This is a genomic window from Lysobacterales bacterium, assembly GCA_016721845.1.
Classification (GTDB): domain Bacteria; phylum Pseudomonadota; class Gammaproteobacteria; order Xanthomonadales; family Ahniellaceae; genus JADKHK01.
The window spans coordinates 1,991,720-2,009,990 of sequence record JADKHK010000013.1 but is presented as its reverse complement, the minus strand read 5'-3'; the positions used below and the strand labels follow the sequence as shown (position 1 = coordinate 2,009,990).

Genomic DNA, 18,271 nt, shown 5'->3' with positions numbered 1-18,271 from the left:
AAGCACGCCACGATCCATTGGGCTATCAAAGAATCAGCGAAGAATAAGATATTTACAATGCTTCCAAATTCGCCGGCCAACGTGCAAAGAATAGACGGGTAGTCAAACGATTATCCGCAGGACTGGGGCACGTAACGAGCCGGGGTCCCCGAGCAAGCCCAGGTCACCGACCCTAATGCATACGTCGGCGCCAAAGTGATGGTCACATCTGCACCGCAGGAGGTAGTCGCATCTGCCGAGCACGAAACCGTGATTTCACCGTTGGCTGAGTCAATTGACGAGGCTGACACCTTGCCCTCTACGTCTGGTGCTTGGCACGTGCCGCCCACTGCAGCATTCGACATTTGAGAAATTTCAGTGACACAGGTTCTTGCACCGGCCGCAGCGATGATGATCTCGGTTACACGCGATCGGATCGTATAGTCCTGATAGGCAGGCAAGGCAATCGCGGCCAAGATTCCGATAATGGCAACGACGATCATTAGTTCAATCAAAGTAAACCCGCGTTCGGCATGATTCATCGGAGACCTCAGCAGCAGTCGGGTCCAATCGTTGGTGCCCGTCAAATTTATGTGGTTGGGCGATGCATATCGTGGCCGCAACCTATCGGGTGAGGCACATTGGTGCTTCAAGCACTTACTGTGCCAAAGTTCTTGAACTTCATCCAAAAAAAAGCCCCGCCAAAGCGGGGCTTTTCCGACAACGCTTGTGAAGGCGTTGAAATTGATCCGAAGATCAGCCGCAGGACTGCGGCACGTAGCGAGCCGGGGCTCCCGTGCAGGCCCACGTCACAGTGCTCGTGGCCCAGGTCGGGGTCAGCGTGACCGTCACGGCAGCGCCGCACGAGGTCACTGCATCGGCAGCGCAGGAGATTGAGACGACACCCGTCGCAGGCGCCAAAGTGGCTGCGGAGATCTTGCCCACAACCGCAGGAGCAGAGCAGGTACCGCCGGTTGCTTGCCCTGCCAACTGCGACGCTTCAGTAACGCAGGTGCGAGTCGAGCTGGCTGCCAAGATAATTTCCGAGACGCGCGAGCGAATCGTGTAGTCCTGATAAGCCGGGAGCGCAATTGCGGCCAGAATGCCGATGATGGCGACAACGATCATCAGCTCGATGAGAGTAAAGCCTTGTTGAGTCTTCTTCATGGGGAACCCCTATTCAGTTGGTTAGCTAACAACTTTCACGCTCGCGGGACTGGCAGTTGGCCTTGATCCCTGGCCCTCGGGCCAGCACGGCAAGCGTGCCATGGGATGGAAGCATAGGCTGTGCCAATGGGCAACCCCTCCCGGCCGGAATGTGACAGCGTTGGCGATTCTCCGTCCGCACCGGTCTGTTTCGACTCTACGGCGTCCTTGGATACCTTGCCGTAACCGTCAAACGTGGCGGTTCGCAACGGTGTTGCAGATGGGCGGTCAATCATCAGCGCGCCCATCCCCTTTCGTGCCTTGAGCGGCAAAATAGCCACGTTCGACTCGTCAAAGTTGCGCTTTTGCAGCCATGCGCGCAGATCTGCGACTTCACGCGGCGCGATCGACTCGAAATGCGCCAGAGGCTTCGATTCCTTCAACAACTTCTCCATGACCTCAGGCAACGGCACATAATACCTAGGTAGCTGGGTCAAGTCGGGTCCGCCTTCCATGGCGCCCAAGACCATGCTCATCCGTTCATCCGGATCCGAAGGTGGACGTGCTCCAACGACTACCGGTCCGGCCCATGACAACCGTTGCCATTCGGGCTTGGATGCTGACGCCAGATCTTCTGCGCGAATCTGATTGGCCGTAACTAGTTCAAACCGGTCGGTAGCGCCAACCAGGAACACCGGCCGCGATTGTGCCATCACCCATACGCCGTATCCGAGCGCGGATACCTGCACCACCAGAATGACCGCTAGATCCCAAATCAAGGACTTCTTTCCGGGGTTGAAGACGATCAAGGTCAACAATAGACCCAGAATGACATCGATTCCGACCACCAGCAGCATCAGTTTGCCGGCGCCGGCCAGAGTAAACAGCGCGCCGGGGTACCAGAGGAAACGGAACAACGCGAACACAACCATTCCCAGCAACAAGCTGAAACTCAGGTGTCCGGCGAATGCCTGCCAACGGTTCAAATCGCGAATTCGCATCATTCAACCCCCAACTTCTTCAGTTTGTACCTCAAGGCCCGGAAGGTGATGCCCAGCTTCCCTGCGGCCTTGGTCTTGTTGTAACGACATTCCTCCAGCGCCTTGACGATGGCGTCGCGTTCGAGATTGTCGATGTAGTCAATCAGGTTGGCGCTGCCACCTGCGTCCGTCGCATTCGCGCCAGTTGAGGTCGCCGAACCCGTTTTCAACGCGGACGCGGGCTCGCCGACGCTGGATTCCGGCAGGCGCAAGTCGTCGACTTCGATGCGACCGTTGTCGCACATGGCGACCGCGCGTTCGAGGATGTTCTCGAGTTCACGCACGTTGCCGGGAAAACCGTAGACCGAGAGTGCCTTGAGCGCGGCGTCCGTGAGTTGCGGGCGCTCGATGCCCCATTCCGGCGCAATTCGGTCGAGATAGCGTTCGGCCAGCATCGGGATGTCTTCAATGCGCTCGCGCAGCGGCGGCACTTTCACCTCGATCACGTTGATCCGATAGAACAGGTCCTGCCGGAACTGCCCTTGTTCGACCAGTTTGGACAAATCGCGATGGGTGGCGCTGAGCACACGCACGTCAATCGGGATTTCGGCGGTCGAGCCGACTGCGCGCAGCGCTTTTTCCTGGATCACGCGCAGCAGCTTGACCTGCATGTGCATGGGCAGGTCGGCGACTTCGTCGAGGAACAGGGTGCCGCCCGCCGCGGCTTGGAACAGGCCTTCCTTGTCGGCGCCGGCACCGGTGAAACTGCCTTTCTTGTGGCCGAAGAACTCGGATTCCATCAGTTCGGAAGGAATGGCGCCGCAGTTCACTGGCACGAAGGGACCGGCCGCGCGCGGGCCGAGATCGTGGATCATGCGCGCGACCAGTTCCTTGCCGGTGCCCGATTCACCGCGGATGTAGACCGGCGCCTGGCTGCGCGCGACTTTGGCGATGGTCGCCCGAACCGATTGCATCACGGCGGATTGGCCGATCAGTTTGTCGTTCGAGCCCTGGGTCTCGGCCTTACGCTCCTCGCCCAACTTGAGCGCGGTCTGCACGAGTCGGCGCAGGACCGCGAGGTCGACCGGTTTGGAGACGAAATCGAAGGCCCCAGCCTTGAGCGCGTTGACGGCCGCATCGACATTGCCGAAGGCGGTGATCATCGCGATGGGTGTCTGCGGTCGGTGCTTGGCGACGTGCGCGACGATCTCCTGGCCGTTGCCGTCGGGCAGGCGCATATCGGTGAAGCAGAGGTCGTATTCGTGCTCGCCGAGCCGTGACAACGCTTCCGCCTGGGTCGCGGCCGTATCCACTGCAAGGCCCATGCGTGTGAGCGTCATGACCAGCAGTTCGCGAATGTCCGGTTCGTCGTCGATGACGAGGGCGGTCTGTCGACTCATCGTGGCGTCATTCCATGTCGGTCAGGCGATGGCGGCGCCAGGTTGGCCGTGAAAGCTGATACGAAAACAACTGCCGCCACCGGCCAGCGAATAGTAATCCAGTGTGGCCTGATTGGTCTCGCATAACTGGCGGGCGATGTAGAGACCGAGACCGGTGCCCATTTCGCTGGTGGTAAAGAATGGCTCGAAGATGTGCGCGACCTGCTTGGCCGGAATGCCCGGGCCGCGGTCGGTCACCTCGAGCACCGTCTGCTGGGTATCAGGCAGGCGGCGCACGACCACGGCGACACGTGCCGGTTCGTTCGGCATGCGTCCGTAGCGCAACGCGTTCTTGACGAGATTCCACGCGACCTGCTGCAACTGGTCGGGATCGAACATCACCGAGACCCCGGTCGCCTGTATTGTCAGCTTGAGTTCGTCCTGCCCCAGCGGCTGTACCGTGCGGAATTCATCGACGAAGGCCTCGGCCCAGCGCGGCAACATCACCAGTTCCTGCTTCGAGTGCTGGCGTCTCGACAACTGCAGAATGTTCTCGACGATCGCATTCATGCGCAGGCACTGGCCACGGATGATCTCCAGCAGCCGCCGGTCGGAGGCTGGAAACTCCTCGGACTCCGCCAGCAACTGCGATGCGTGGGAAATCGCCGCCAGTGGATTGCGCACTTCATGGGCGATGCTGGCCGAGAGTCGTCCGAGCGAGCTCAAGGTCAGTTGCTCCGCTTGGCGCGTCATCAGCGATGTGTCTTCGAGGAACGCGATGCACAGGTGGGCATCCGACTGCGGCACCGCGACGAAGCGCGGAATCACTTCCGGCTGACCTTCGGCCAGGCACAGCGGCTGAAGATTTGCGGCATGACCCGCACGCCATTCGTTCACGCGCATCGAAAGGGTCGGGTTGATCCCGTTGAGATCCTTGCGCGTCGGCGAGGGCTGGCCAAGCAGGTGCCAGGCGGATTCGTTGATGCGCTGGATCTGGTTCCGGTCATCGACCACGATCACGCCGGAACGCATGCGCCGGATGATCAGTTCATTCAATTGCGACAAGCTTGCGAGGTCGGACTCCTGCCGATCCATCAACTTCTGGCGTTGCGTGACTTCGGTACGCAACAACTGACTCAGGCCGGCGGCCGCGACATACGCGAGGCCGAACAGCAGCACTTCACCGATGCTGCGCTCGCTTTCTCCCGTGGAGAACACACTCAGCATCCGTTCGACAAATCCGCCGATACCCGCGATCAGGGCGAACGCAAAGGCCGAGCGATAGGGCACCAGGGTCGCGGCGCTGGCAATATTGATCAGGATCAGGGTCGCGATGCCGGCATCGAGATTCGACGTCGCATACAACGTCAGAAGTGTTGCGAGAATGTCGACCGCAATGCCGATGTAGACCGGCATGCGCCGCGTGTGGTCGCTGATGCTGCCCCAGTAAAGGAGCACGATTGCCGCCAACAAGTATCCAATTGAGACCGCACGCGCGAATTGCGGCTCGTTGACCAAGACCAATCGGCTGCCGAATGGCGTGAACAGCAACCCAGCCAGCAGGTTGGCCTGGAGGATCCGATACAGCGAGAAGAAATAGGTCTCTCGCTGCACCAGACTGCGGTCGCTATAACGGGAAAGAGTGCGGTCGAACAAGGCGGCGTGCTCTTGGGCTTCTCGAGTTATTAGCACAAGTCGATTGACACCCGCTAACCTACTTGCATACACGATGCCGGTATTTCAACATGCACCCTGCACCCCAGAAGGCCGTGAACTCGGCTGCCGATCTCGCGATTAACGGCGCCGTTCCGATGTTTGCGGAGCCGCTTCATGTGGGCCGACCCAATATTGGAAATCGTGAACACTTTCTGCGTCTCGCCGCAGAGATGTTCGATCGTCGCTGGCTCAGCAACAATGGCCCGTTGGTTCAGGAATTTGAAAAGCGAGTCGCGGACTACTTGGGCGCAAAGCACTGCATTGCCATGTGCAACGGCACCATTGCGCTGGAAATCGCCATTCGCGCGCTGGGTATGACGGGTGAAGTGATCATTCCCTCGTATACGTTCGTCGCAACCGCGCACGCTTTGCACTGGCAGGGCATTACACCCGTATTCGCCGACATCGATCCGGCGACGCATAACTTGGATCCCTCGGCCGTCCGTAGGATGATTACTTCGCGAACCACCGGGATCATCGGTGTGCATCTATGGGGGCGGCCAGCTCCTGTTGAGGCCCTGCAGACCATCGCGGATGAGCACGGTCTGCAATTGATGTTCGACGCGGCACACGCATTCGGTTGTTCACATGGCGGGCGAATGATTGGCAATTTCGGGCGAGCGGAAGTGCTCAGTTTCCACGCGACAAAGTTCTTCAATACGCTGGAGGGCGGCGCGGTCGTCACCAATGAAGATGACCTTGCGGAAACACTGCGCCTGATGCGGAATTTCGGATTCGCGGGGTTCGACAACGTCATCCATCCGGGCACTAATGGCAAGATGGTCGAAGTATGTGCGGCGATGGGTCTCACAAATCTTGATTACATCGATACCGTAGTCGATGCCAACCGTCGAAATCACGAGGCATACTGTGTTGCGCTGAACGGGATCGATGGGTTGCGACTGCTCGAGTACGAGTTGAGCCAGCGGAACAATTTTCAGTATGTCGTGTTAGAGCTGACTGAGGGTGGTGCGCGGCGACGCGACGCCATCCTGGCTGCATTGCACGCGGAAAATATTCTGGCGCGCAAGTATTTTTGGCCTGGATGTCATGGAATGAAGCCCTATCGAGAGCTGTTCCCGAATGCAGGCGTATTGCTTCCGCATACAAGCGAGGTGGCGGAGCGTGTGATTGTCTTGCCGACGGGTACCGCCATTTCCGATGCTGCGCCGGAAATGATTGCAAACGTTATTCGTCACGTTCATTGAAAGCGACCATGGCTGGCAATCCATATTGCGCCCTGCAGCCAAGCTTCAAGCACCTGTTCGTGTTTGGTGCGGGTGGACATGGGCGCGAAATTGCCTGGCTTGTCGAACAATGTTGGGGTGAGGCAGTCGAAGTCGAGTTTCTCGTCGACAATCCAGTTTACCTTTGCCCAGCCGTAAATGGTCGAAGTGTGCGCTTGCTTAGCTGCGTCGACGCCACAGAAAGCGAACGATTTGTTGTGGCAGTCGGCGATAGTGCGCTTAGGCGGAGGGCATCACTTGGGTGCTTGCAGGCCGGCCTTTTGCCGACAATTCTCGTGCACCCTCGTGCAGAAGTATCGCGCTTCGTGGAGATTGCCGCCGGCAGCGTGATCTGCGCGGGTAGCATCCTCACCACAAACGTCGTGATTGGCGAACACGTTCATGTCAACGTCGGCTGCACAATCAGTCACGACGTCTGTATCGGCGATTTTTCCACGCTGTCGCCTGGTGTGCATGTGTCAGGTCATGTCCAGATTGGCCGCGATGTATTCATTGGTACTGGTGCAAATATCATCAATGGCAGCGCGAAGGCGCCAATTGTGATTGGCGATGGTGCGGTCATTGCAGCTGGTGCTTGCGTGACGAAGTCCGTCGAACCGGATGCGCTGATGGCAGGTGTGCCGGCGGTTAGGAAACGATGATTCCGAGCAGCGACGCCCAACTTCTGGCGTCACTCGTCCGGTTCTGAGACATCGATGAATTCTGGCGGCTCACCGGCGCACCACCGTTGCCACATGATGCGTGTCGCTTTGACGAAAGTCGACGCAACAAGTTCCGGCTTTCCGAGTGGAGACCCGGAAAATCGATCACGCATGTCAGCACGGATACCTGCAAGTTCATCAAGGCGGCATGCCCAGCTTTTCGCAACTGCAACGAATTCTTCTTCCGACGATGCAACAAATCCACCAAGGTCCATGAGTTCCATGATGGATGACGCTTGTCGACTTGCTGGGGTCGAGCCAGCCATTGTGACGGTCGGTACGCCCATCCAAATTGCATGTCGGATTGTCGTTCCGCCACTGTAAGGAAAAGTATCAAGACAGAGGTCGACTTCGTGATGTCGTCGTAGATATGAATCGATCGAGCTGCGTCGTTCGAAAACCAGCCTGCTGTCATCAATGCGCTCATCTGAGAACCAGCGCTTCAGAGTGTCAATCTGGCCTTGATTTGACATCGCTGCCAAAATCCTTCTGGCACCTGGAACCGCATGCAGGACGCGCGCCCATAGCGCAACAACTCGAAAATGAATCTTGTTTGCGCGGTTGAAGCTTCCGAATGTAAACCTAGATGAATCCAATGCTGGAAGGCGATTTATTGCTGGGGCCGTAGCGATCGGCCGATATGGGGCGGTGGAGGGCAGGTATACCAGTTTTTCGACGAATTGATCGGCGAAGTCCTTTCTCGGCAGGAAGCGGGGGTCGGCAATATAGTAATCCATTGCGTTCATCCCGGTCGTCCCTGGATATCCAATCCAGCTTGCCTGGACCGGCGCCAACTTTCTAGCGAAAATGCTCAATCTATTCCCATCAGTAAATCCTGAGAGATCGATCAAGATATCAATCTTGTCCGCCAAAATTCCATTGGCGAACACGTCGTCCGGCAATAGTTTGACATCTCTCCAGTAGTGAAAATGTCCGCGGATTCGATCAGTCTCCGGCGATATAATGGTATTGTTGTAGTATCCAAATAAAATAATACTTTTGTGCTCAGAAAGTTTTTCTAATATTGGCTCGATAAAATAATATACAGCATGGCCAAAAAAATCTGCTGAAACAAATCCAATGCGCAATACCTTCGTCGCATCGCCGCTTGGAGCATGCGCAATTCTTCGCTCCACCTCGGCCTTCTCGATACGTCCGCCTGCTATTCGAAGGCGACGAAATAGTTCTGCTGCTCCGGTTGCGGGGCTCCAGCTCAGTCGATGAACGTATTGCGTCTGGGCGATAACAGATGAAGGAAATTTCTCGGAAAGAATCTCGCCGATTCGGATGCCTTCCTCAAAATCAAGAGCTTCATCTGCATTGATGGCAAGACATAGATGTGCTGAAAAATGACTTGGATCTAGTTCCAAGGTTCGCTTCAGGTTGAGTTTTTCATCTTCCACGTTATCCAGCGATTTATAAATCAAGGCTAGAACGAAATATGCCTCAGCGTGATTTTCGTCAATGGCGATAGCGTGCCGACATGCATCAATCGCTTCCTCAGTACGACCGACGTTGGCGCACATATTTGCGATAGCAACCCAAGGCATCACGAAACTTCGATCCAAATCAGTCGCAGCCAGGTAAGAGTGCAGGGCCGGCTCAAACTCGTTCTTGTACCAGTAGCCATTTCCAAGATTGTAGTGAGCGGGAGCGGATTTAGGCTCCAGCGCGACGGCAGTGCGGTAACACTCCATCGCCCGTTCAATATCGAAGAGAGCAACGTATGCGTTACCCAAGTTCATGTGCGCTTTCGCAAGTCTTGGCGCGAGTTCGACTGCTCGCACATATATGTCGCGCGCCTTGTCAAAGCTCCCGGACTTTTCGGCCGCTTGCCCTTTCTCGATCAGATCGAGTGCCGCAACTGACTGAGGGTCGTTGGCGCTTGCTCGCGGCTTGAGTCGAAGAGCTTCGGTGATTCGCTGCAGGAGGCTCATGGCTGATTCGGGCATTGTGTAGGTTGGGTGATATCGATGTTCTCAACGTTGTCGCGCCGACACCATCGCTGCCACATGATGCGCGTCGCCTGCTCGAACGCCTGCGCGATCAGTTCCGGTTTTCGCAGTGGCGATGCTTCGAGTCGATGACGTAGCGAACTACGGATCTGAGCGAGTTCTTCTAGGCGACTTGCCCAGTTCGAACCAATTGCGACGAATTCGTCGTCGGACCTCGCTACGAAACCGCCAAGGCCGGCGGCCTCCAGAATCGAGGATCCTTGGCGACTTGCGGGTGTCGTCCCGGCGATCGTCAGGGTCGGCACGCCCATCCACAAAGCGTGACGTATCGTGGTTCCTCCAGCGTAGGGGAACGTGTCCACACACATGTCAAACTCTCGATGCAACAGCAAGTAGTTGAATGGATCGATTCGGAACTTGAATGAGAATTGGTCCGACCGGATGCCTTCTTCTATTAGCCATTTAGCAAGCTTGTCGGCTTGTTTCTGCTCGTTCATTGCCCCAATTATAATGCGCGAATTCGGAACCTTGTGTAGTAGCCGTGCCCAAAGCGAGACTACGCGCCGGTTGATCTTCGGGTGTCTATTCATACTTGCAAATGTGACCGAGCCAGAACTGAGCGCAGGAAGAGGCGAGATTTCAGGAGCATTTGGATATGGAAGGTAAGGAGCAGTTGTTGGCAGGTAAATGAACTTCTCTACGAAATATTTGCTGAATGGATCCTCGGGCAGGAAGTACTTGTCGGCGAAGTAGTAATCCATTGACTTAAGGCCGGTGGTTCCTGGATAGCCAATCCAACTCGCTTGGATCGGCGCAGCCCTAAGAGCAAATAGTTCAAGCCGGTTCCTGTAGGTGTGCCCGGACAGGTCGATCAAGATGTCGATCTCGTCGCCCATGATTAGGTCCGCAGCTTGGTCATCCGATAATTGAGAAATCGATCGCCATGCGTAAAAGTACTCCTTCATCGATTTGCTGGTTTCGTCCTCAAGATAGTGATTGTGATACGCGAACATAAGAAATGTTCGATTGGCTGACAAACATCGGAATAGCGGTTCGACGAAATGTGACACCGCGTGGTTGCGCAGGTCGGCTGAGACGAATCCTACGCGGAGCGGTCGGTTGGGATCACGGGAGTTATTGTGCGTCTTTTTTCGGCCAGACGCGTGGCGCTCAGCAATTGAGCCAAATTCAAGATGAGCGTTGAACAATTGATCTGGACCGATCGAGGGATCATGACTCATGAGGAATATCAGCGACGCTTGAAGATGACACTCGTGTGGCGTTGTGCGAAGCGCGCTTCTGTAGGTTGCTTGCGCGCCTTCGAGGTCAAGGGCATCTGTCTGGAAGGTCGCGAGGTCTGAGATTGCTGGAAAATGATCTGGTTGTATCGCAATGGTTTGACGAATTTCATTAAGATATTCGTCCAGTTGTCCCGAGTTCTTCAGGCCCAGGCTTAGCACGAAGTGTGCCTCGGCATTATTTGGAGCTGCTGCGACTGCGTTCCGACCGGCCTCAACAGCTTCGGTATGCAGCCCGACAGAAGCAAGCGCATGACCCAAACTGATCCATGCTGCAACATGATCAGCAGAGATGGTCGTTGCCATTCGATACGCGGATACCGCCTGTTCGTTCTGGCGCAAGTCCCAATGGGCGTTGCCGAGGTTGTAGTGCGCGTCTGCTGATTTTGGGTCAAGGTCGACCGCTTTCGCATAGAGCAAGAGTGCGCTCTCGTGGTTGGATCGCGCACGATGAACATTTCCGAGATTCATGTACGCCTTGGCCAAACCCGGATCTTTTGCAATTGCCTCCCTGTAACAACGCGCCGCTTCGTCGAGTCGCCCTGCCTTTTCCTCAACTTGCCCCTCGTCAATCAGCTGCAGCGCCGCTACTGAGCGCTGATTGGTGGGAAACGAGCTCGGAGTTGAACGGAAGGTACTCAAGATGCGTTTCAAGAAGCCCATCGACTCTATTCCGGTTGCTGATTGCCACTAGGTTGACGATCGATTGCTGTCTGAGCGCGACAATTCCATCTTAGTGGGACTACGATCGCACAACTTGCCGCAATGCCGGTAGATCGGAAGTAGGGTGATGCTTGGACGTTGGTTTTCCGTTGACTTCGTGGATCAGTTTGTAGTCGTTTTGCTGCGGGATGTGTCGCCCATGATCTCGGGGCCGGAACCGAAAGGCAGCAAGCCAAAGAAGGCTGCAAAGCACAAGGATCGACTCGAAATGGGACTGACCGCGCTGCACCGCCGTGCCGTCGATTTCGGTCGTCAAGAGAAGCTGAACTTCTTCCAGAAGGCTCGACTCTCGAAACGGTTGCAAGATGGCCTGATCCGCTCCGGGCAGTCTGCTGAGTTTGCCAAGGACTTCGCGGTTCGCGTGATTGCTGACCTTCGTTGATCTCGATGCTCGCCGCCGTCGCCTAGTCACCTTTCGCGTTTGCCGGCCGGGTTTGGCACAATACGCGCCCATTTTCCGGTTTGCCTTGCTGCGGACCGGCTCATCGTTCCCTCCCATCAGGTGACTCATGAACTTCCACGAGTACCAAGCGAAAGCTTTGTTCGCCGATTACGCCATCCCGGTTCCCGCCGGACGTATTGCCACGACGATCGACCAGGCCGCGGAAGCGGCGCGTGCCATTGGTGGCGAGCAGTGGGTGGTGAAGGCGCAGATCCATGCCGGTGGCCGCGGCAAGGCCGGCGGCGTGAAGCTGGTCCGTGACATCGATGGCGTCAAGGAAGCCGCCGGCAAGATGCTCGGCAGCAAGATGGTCACCTATCAGTCTGCGGGCCGTGGGCTGCCGGTCGACACCGTGCTGATCTCGGAAGCCAACGACATCGACCAGGAGTTGTACCTGAGTTGCCTCGTCGACCGCGCGACCAAGGCCGTATCCTTCATCGTCTCGGCCTCGGGTGGTGTCGATATTGAACAGGTCGCGAAGGACAATCCGGAAGCGATCCATACGGTCATCGTCGACTACGTGCAGGGCCTGCAGCCCTACCAGTGCCGCAAGGTCGGCTTCGCGATGGGCCTGAGCATGAAGCAGGTCGGCCAACTCACCAAGATCATGACCGGCGTCTACAAGCTGTTCATGGAAAAGGACATGGCCCTGATCGAACTGAATCCCCTGGCGATCGTCGCCTCGGGCGACCTGATGGCGCTGGACGGCAAGCTGAATTCGGACGACAACGCCGAGTTCCGCCATCCCAAGCTGGCGGCGATGCGCGACATCCACCAGGAAGACCCGGCCGAAGCGGAAGCAGTGAATCATCACCTGAATTACGTGCAGATGGACGGCAACATCGGCTGCATGGTCAACGGTGCCGGCCTGGCGATGGCGACGATGGACGTGATCAAGCTCGCGGGCGGTGAGCCGGCGAACTTCCTCGACGTCGGCGGCGGCGCGACCAAGGAACGCGTGACCGAAGCGTTCAAGCTGATCCTGAGTTCCGACAAGGTCAAGGCGATCCTCGTCAACATCTTCGGTGGCATCGTCCGCTGCGACATGATTGCCGAAGGCATCATCGCCGCAGTCAAGGAGGTCGGCGTGACCATCCCGGTGGTCGTGCGCCTCGAAGGCACCAATGTCGAGAAGGGCCGCGAACTGCTGGCCGGCTCCGCCTTCAAGATCATTCCGGCGACGGATCTCAACGATGCGGCGCAGAAAGCGGTCGCGGCAGTCAAGGCTTAAGGAGCAGCGACCATGAGCGTACTCGTCAACAAGGACACCAAGGTCATTTGCCAGGGCTTCACGGGCAGCCAGGGCACCTTCCATTCGGAACAGGCACTGGATTACGGCACCCGGCTGGTTGGTGGCGTCACGCCGGGCAAGGGCGGTTCGCAGCATGTCGGCCTGCCGGTGTTCGACACCGTCGCCGAAGCGGTCGATGACACCGGCGCCGATGCGTCGATGATCTTCGTGCCGCCGCCGTTCGCGGCCGACGCCATCCTCGAAGCCGCCGATGCCGGTATTCGCGTCATCGTCGCGATCACCGAAGGTATTCCGGTGCTCGACATGCTGCGGGTCAAGAATGCACTCGCGCACTATCCGGACACCGTTCTGATCGGGCCGAACTGTCCCGGCATCATCACGCCGGGCGAGTGCAAGATCGGCATCATGCCGGGCCACATCCACAAGCCTGGCAAGATCGGCATCGTCTCGCGTTCGGGCACGCTGACCTATGAAGCGGTGTTTCAGACCACCAATGCCGGCCTCGGCCAGAGCACCTGCATCGGCATCGGCGGTGATCCGATCAACGGCCTCAATTTCATCGACTGCCTGAGCATGTTCCAGGACGATCCGCAGACCGAAGGCATCATCATGGTCGGTGAAATCGGCGGTTCGGCCGAGGAAGAAGCGGCCGAGTTCATCGAGGAATACGTGCGCAAACCCGTCGTCGCGTTCATCGCCGGGGCGTCCGCACCTGCGGGCAAGCGCATGGGCCACGCCGGCGCGATCATTTCCGGCGGCAAGGGCACGGCGGCGGCCAAGTTCGCGGCATTGGAGAAGGCGGGCGTGACTACGGTGAAGTCGCCGGCAGACCTCGGTCGCGCCATCGAGGCGGCGCTGAAGGCCCGGAAATAATGCCGTTGTAGGAGCGAGCCCCGGCTCGCGACGCAGGCTACTGTCGCGAGCCGGGGCTCGCTCCTACATTGCATATTCATTGATCCCATGGCCACGATCCGCATCGCGCTCGCGCAATTCGATTTTCCGGTCGCGGCCATTTCCGAGAATGCGGACCGCATCGTCGCGCTCGCCGAGCAAGCGCGCGACGCCCTCGGTGCACGCCTGATCGTTTTTCCCGAGCTGACGTTGTCCGGCTACCTCGCCGAAGACCTGATCCTGCGTCCGAGCTTCATCAGGACCTGCGACGAGTACCTCGCAAAGATCGCCGAACGCGTGCGCGGCATCGACCTGATCGTCGGCCATCCGGTACAGGAAGGTGACCGCCGCTACAACGCGCTCAGCTGGATCCGCGACGGCGACGTGCTGGTCCGCTATCGCAAGCAGGCGCTGCCGAACTACACCGTGTTCGACGAGAAGCGCTACTTCGCGGCGGGTGATCAGGCCGCGACCGTCGAGCTCGACGGCGTGCGTTTCGCGCCGCTGATCTGCGAAGACATCTGGGACCCGCAACCGGCGCAACGTGCGCTGCAGGCCGGCGCTGACGCGTTCATCGTGATCAATGCTTCGCCGTTCAATCCGCGCAATCGTATCGATCGCCACACCGTGGTGAGCTGGCGCGCACGCGAACACGACGTGCCGATCGCCTATGTGAACCTGGTGGCAGGTCAGGACGATCTGGTGTTCGATGGCGGCGCCTTCGTGGTCGATCGCGATGGCCAGATGTCGGCACCGGCGCCGGCGTTCGAGGATCATCTTCTCCCGCTCGATTACGACATCGAGGCGCGCCGGTTTGTGCCGGTGAACTGGCCGGCCTGCGAGACCAGCGACGACGCGCGCGTCTACAACGCGCTGGTGCGCGGCACGCGCGATTACGTGCGCAAGAACCGCTTTCCCGGCGTATTGCTCGGCTTGTCGGGTGGCGTCGATTCGGCACTGACCTTGGCATTGGCGGTCGATGCGCTGGGCCCCGAGCAAGTCACCGCGGTGATGATGCCGACGCGCTATACCTCGCAGCTGTCACTCGACGAAGCGGCCGCGCAAGCGAAGCTGCTCGGCGTGAACTATCACGTCGCACCGATCGAGGACGCCTTCAACGCGATGGTCGGCACCTTGCAGCCGCTGTTTGCCGGGCGCGCAGCGGACGTGACCGAGGAGAACCTGCAGGCGCGCATCCGCGGCATGATCCTGATGGCGTTGTCGAACAAGTTCGGCGCGATGGTCTTGAGCACCGGCAACAAGAGCGAGATGGCCTGTGGCTACGCAACGCTGTACGGCGACATGTGCGGCGGTTATGCGCCACTCAAGGACGTCTACAAGACCGAAGTCTGGGACCTGTGCCGCCATCGCAACGCGATTGCGCCGGCGATTCCCGAGGTCGTGATCACGCGTCCGCCGTCGGCCGAATTGCGCGACAACCAGAAGGATCAGGATTCACTGCCGCCGTACGAGTTGCTCGACGAGATCCTGAAGCGCTATATCGAACAGGACCGCTCGCGCGCCGAAATCATCGCCGAAGGCTTCGATGCCGCGATCGTCGAACGGGTCGTGCGCATGGTGTTGCGCAACGAATACAAGCGCCGCCAGTCGGCGCCGGGCCCGCGCATCACCCAGCGGGCCTTCGGACGCGACCGGCGTTATCCGATCACGTCCGGCTGGCGTTGATCAGCCACTGAACGGGTTCAGCTGCTTCCACTTGCTGCGCTTGGCCGGCCAGTTGCCCGCCAGATACGGGTGCTCCGGGTAGTTCAGCTTGAGCACCTGTTCGGTCTCGTCACCGAGCTGGGTGCGACCGATGCGACGATAGCTTTCGGCCATGATCGCGAGCGCATCGCCGGTCGACGGCGATTCCTGATAGGTCTCGAGCAGGAACTTGGCCCGGCCGGCGGCGGCGACATAAGCGCCACGGCGGAAGTAGTAACTCGCGACCATCAGTTCCGCGTTGGCCAGGCCATTGCGCAGGTAGACCATGCGTTGGCGTGCGTCCGGTGCATAGCTGCTGTCCGGATACTTGTTCACCAGTTCGCCGAAATCCTGGAAGCTCTGGCGCACGTACTGCAGGTCGCGACGGGTGATGTCGTCCGAGAAGTACTTTTCAAGCAGGCCGACCCGGCGGTTGAAGTTCACCAGCCCGCGCAAGTAGTAGGCGTAGTCGATGCGCGGATGTGTCGGGTAGATCTTGATGAAGCGGTTGATCGCAGACAGGGCTTCATCCGGCTTGCTGTCGCGATACAGGGCATAGGCCAGTTCGATCTGGGCTTGTTCGTGATAGCGGCCGTAAGGAAAACGGGCGACCAGACGCTCGTAGAACTTCACGGCGCGCTTGATTTCGCCTTCGTCCAGCGCAGTCTTGGCTTCGGTGTACATGGCATCGACCGGCAGCGTTTCCGCGGCTTCGATGCGGACGCGACCGCTGCAGGCAGCGATCAGGGGGATCAGGGCGATGAACAGCAGTCGGACAGGGATCTGTAGGCGCACGGGGACAAAACCGTCCTAGAATGAGACGCGCATCATAGCCCATCCCCGCCGCGTGCCGGGATCGGGCCACCCATCACGATTCGCGCGGGGTTCAGTCGCCCCCGCGCCCGGAAACCACATGAACGACATGATCGACACCGAGATCGACGCGCCTGCCACCGAGCGCTTTGACTTCCGCATCGGCCCGGAACAGGCCGGAAAACGCTTCGACCAGGCCTTGGCCGAGTCCCTGCCGCAGTTTTCGCGTTCGCGCCTGTCCGGCTGGATCAAGGACGGCCGCGCGACACTCAATGGTGCCGCGGTGCGACCCAAGGACAGCGTGCACGCCGGCGATGCCGTAGTCGTGAACGCCGAGCGTGACATCCAGATCAGCGACGAACCCGAAGCGATCGAGCTCGACATCCTGTTCGAGGACCGCGATGTCCTCGTCCTCAACAAGCCGCCGGGCCTGGTCGTGCATCCGGGCGCCGGCAATGCGCGCGGCACGCTGGTCAATGCGCTGTTGCATCATGACCTCAACCTGCGCGACTTGCCGCGAGCGGGAATCGTGCACCGCCTCGACAAGGACACGTCCGGTGCGATGGTCGTGGCGAAGACGATGGAGGCACACGCCGCCCTGGTCGCGCAGCTGTCCGAGCGCGAGGTCAATCGGCGCTATGTCGCCCTGGTCAATGGCACCTTGATTGCCGGAGGCCGGATCGACGCGCCGATCGACCGTGATCCGCGCGACCGCATCCGCATGGCGGTCGTCGAAGGTGGCCGCGATGCGATCACGCATTACCGCGTGCTTGAACGCTTTCGCGCCCATACCTTGCTCAGCTGCCAGCTCGAAACCGGGCGCACCCACCAGATCCGCGTGCACTTGAACCACATTCGCCATGGCATCGTCGGTGATCCGTTGTACGGCCCTGGCCTCAAGCTGCCCAAGGCGGCGCCGCCGGCGCTGGTCGAGTGCATGCGAAATTTCAAGCGTCAGGCCCTGCATGCGGCCGAACTCGCATTCGAGCATCCGCGCACGAAGAAGCCGGTCGCGTTCAGCGCCGTGATGCCGGAGGACATGGAAGAACTGATCGCGTTCCTGCGTCGCGCTTCGCCGCCTGAATCGGCGTGATCGACACCGTCATTCGCGCGCATTGGCAGGCCCCTGCGCGCGTGCAGGCGTTCACGACGACGCGCCGAGGGCCGGGTGAGTCGCAGCCGCCGTTCGATGTGTTCAATCTCGGCGATCACGTCGGTGACGATCCGGCGGCGGTCGTCGCGAACCGCGCCGCATTGTGGCAGACGTTCGCGTTGCCCGCCGAGCCATTGTGGTTGCGTCAAGTGCATGGCACACAGGTCGCAGACGCTGACGTCGTCGCGCCTGGCGAGGTTCCTGAAGCCGACGCCGCGGTCACGCGCGAGCCCGGACGGGTCCTGGCGATTCTCACTGCGGATTGCCTGCCAGTCGTGTTCGCGGCCGACGATGCGTCGTCGATCGGCGCTGCGCACGCCGGCTGGCGCGGGCTTGCGGACGGGGTGCTGGAAGCGACTGTTGCCGCGATGCGGCACGACCCGTCGCGCATTCACGCGTGGATCGGCCCCGGCATTCGCCAAGCGGCGTTCGAGGTCGGTCCGGAAGTCCGGGAGCGGTTCGTGGTCGCGGACAGGCTCGCCTTCGCAGCCTTCAAGCCGAGTGCACGCCCCGGCCACTTTCTGTGCGATCTCGCGATGCTCGCGCGCCTGCGTTTGATGAAACTGGGTCTCGTTCGCATCGCCGATTGCGCTCTGTGCACGCATGTTGCGCCGCAGCAGTTTTATTCGCATCGCCGCGACCAGCGCACGGGTCGAATGGCGACGCTGGTGTGGCAGGTGCAGACGCCTTGATGCTGCAAGATTGTTGACCAATTTCCGACCGATCTGGCCGATGCCCGGAAACTCGACGAGCTAGCATCCCGACCATCGTGACGGGGGATTGATATGAAGCGCCTTGTGCTTGCTGCTCTGATGTGTGTCGTCGGTTCTCCGGCTTGGTCCGACTCCACCGAGGGAGCGGTCCGGTCAGTCCGAAGCGTGACGCCGGAAAC

General features: G+C 59.2%; 16 protein-coding genes. 8 read left to right on the top strand and 8 right to left on the bottom strand.

All coding sequences use genetic code 11. From position 1 onward, the window contains the following. Window positions 1–110: 110 nt before the first annotated feature. From IPP28_16535 to IPP28_16515, 5 genes are all read right to left on the bottom strand, one after another. Window positions 111–521, bottom strand: a complete 411-nt coding sequence (locus IPP28_16535; GenBank protein MBL0042605.1) for a pilin — start codon at window positions 519–521, stop codon at window positions 111–113. 214 nt (window positions 522–735) lie between these two features. After that, window positions 736–1,146: a pilin gene (locus tag IPP28_16530; protein MBL0042604.1), complete on the bottom strand. Its 411-nt coding sequence runs from the start codon at window positions 1,144–1,146 to the stop codon at window positions 736–738. A gap of 35 nt (window positions 1,147–1,181) precedes the next feature. After that, entirely contained in the window at window positions 1,182–2,129 is a 948-nt protein-coding gene (locus IPP28_16525; protein ID MBL0042603.1) for a hypothetical protein, read from the bottom strand. After that, window positions 2,126–3,505 (bottom strand): sigma-54-dependent Fis family transcriptional regulator, encoded by a 1,380-nt coding sequence (locus tag IPP28_16520; GenBank protein ID MBL0042602.1) that lies wholly within the window; start codon window positions 3,503–3,505, stop codon window positions 2,126–2,128. The genes IPP28_16525 and IPP28_16520 overlap by 4 nt, the downstream gene beginning before the upstream one ends. A 21-nt stretch (window positions 3,506–3,526) precedes the next feature. Continuing rightward, window positions 3,527–5,140 carry a two-component sensor histidine kinase gene (locus tag IPP28_16515; protein MBL0042601.1) on the bottom strand — a complete coding sequence of 538 codons (1,614 nt, stop codon included), beginning with the start codon at window positions 5,138–5,140 and terminating at the stop codon, window positions 3,527–3,529. Window positions 5,141–5,229: 89 nt separating this feature from the next. Here IPP28_16515 and IPP28_16510 point away from each other — a divergent pair, with 89 nt between their 5' ends. Then, entirely contained in the window at window positions 5,230–6,408 is a 1,179-nt protein-coding gene (locus tag IPP28_16510; GenBank protein ID MBL0042600.1) for an aminotransferase class I/II-fold pyridoxal phosphate-dependent enzyme, read from the top strand. Between the two features lie 8 nt (window positions 6,409–6,416). Continuing rightward, window positions 6,417–7,088, top strand: a complete 672-nt coding sequence (locus IPP28_16505; GenBank protein ID MBL0042599.1) for an acetyltransferase — start codon at window positions 6,417–6,419, stop codon at window positions 7,086–7,088. Window positions 7,089–7,117: 29 nt separating this feature from the next. On the opposite strand, the gene IPP28_16500 is transcribed toward IPP28_16505, so the two are convergent. Continuing rightward, complete coding sequence (locus tag IPP28_16500; GenBank protein MBL0042598.1) at window positions 7,118–9,085, bottom strand: tetratricopeptide repeat protein; 1,968 nt, start codon at window positions 9,083–9,085, stop codon at window positions 7,118–7,120. Further along, complete coding sequence (locus IPP28_16495; GenBank protein MBL0042597.1) at window positions 9,082–11,064, bottom strand: tetratricopeptide repeat protein; 1,983 nt, start codon at window positions 11,062–11,064, stop codon at window positions 9,082–9,084. Before IPP28_16495 ends, IPP28_16500 begins: the two co-directional genes overlap by 4 nt. Before the next feature lie 127 nt (window positions 11,065–11,191). Between IPP28_16495 and IPP28_16490 the strand changes: the two genes are divergently transcribed. From IPP28_16490 to IPP28_16475, 4 genes are all read left to right on the top strand, one after another. Beyond that, on the top strand, window positions 11,192–11,506 hold the full coding sequence (locus IPP28_16490; GenBank protein MBL0042596.1) for a hypothetical protein: 315 nt from the start codon (window positions 11,192–11,194) through the stop codon (window positions 11,504–11,506). Window positions 11,507–11,633: 127 nt separating this feature from the next. Beyond that, window positions 11,634–12,797: an ADP-forming succinate--CoA ligase subunit beta gene (gene sucC, locus IPP28_16485; protein ID MBL0042595.1), complete on the top strand. Its 1,164-nt coding sequence runs from the start codon at window positions 11,634–11,636 to the stop codon at window positions 12,795–12,797. A 12-nt stretch (window positions 12,798–12,809) separates the two neighbouring features. Further along, window positions 12,810–13,691, top strand: a complete 882-nt coding sequence (sucD, locus tag IPP28_16480) for a succinate--CoA ligase subunit alpha (protein ID MBL0042594.1) — start codon at window positions 12,810–12,812, stop codon at window positions 13,689–13,691. Between the two features lie 87 nt (window positions 13,692–13,778). Then, window positions 13,779–15,395 (top strand): NAD+ synthase, encoded by a 1,617-nt coding sequence (locus IPP28_16475; GenBank protein MBL0042593.1) that lies wholly within the window; start codon window positions 13,779–13,781, stop codon window positions 15,393–15,395. Here IPP28_16475 and IPP28_16470 read toward each other — a convergent pair whose 3' ends face one another. Further along, window positions 15,396–16,208, bottom strand: a complete 813-nt coding sequence (locus IPP28_16470) for an outer membrane protein assembly factor BamD (protein ID MBL0042592.1) — start codon at window positions 16,206–16,208, stop codon at window positions 15,396–15,398. Window positions 16,209–16,326: 118 nt separating this feature from the next. Here IPP28_16470 and rluD point away from each other — a divergent pair, with 118 nt between their 5' ends. Continuing rightward, on the top strand, window positions 16,327–17,319 hold the full coding sequence (gene rluD / locus IPP28_16465) for a 23S rRNA pseudouridine(1911/1915/1917) synthase RluD (protein MBL0042591.1): 993 nt from the start codon (window positions 16,327–16,329) through the stop codon (window positions 17,317–17,319). Further along, complete coding sequence (gene pgeF / locus IPP28_16460) at window positions 17,316–18,071, top strand: peptidoglycan editing factor PgeF (protein MBL0042590.1); 756 nt, start codon at window positions 17,316–17,318, stop codon at window positions 18,069–18,071. The genes rluD and pgeF overlap by 4 nt, the downstream gene beginning before the upstream one ends. Window positions 18,072–18,271: the final 200 nt, after the last annotated feature.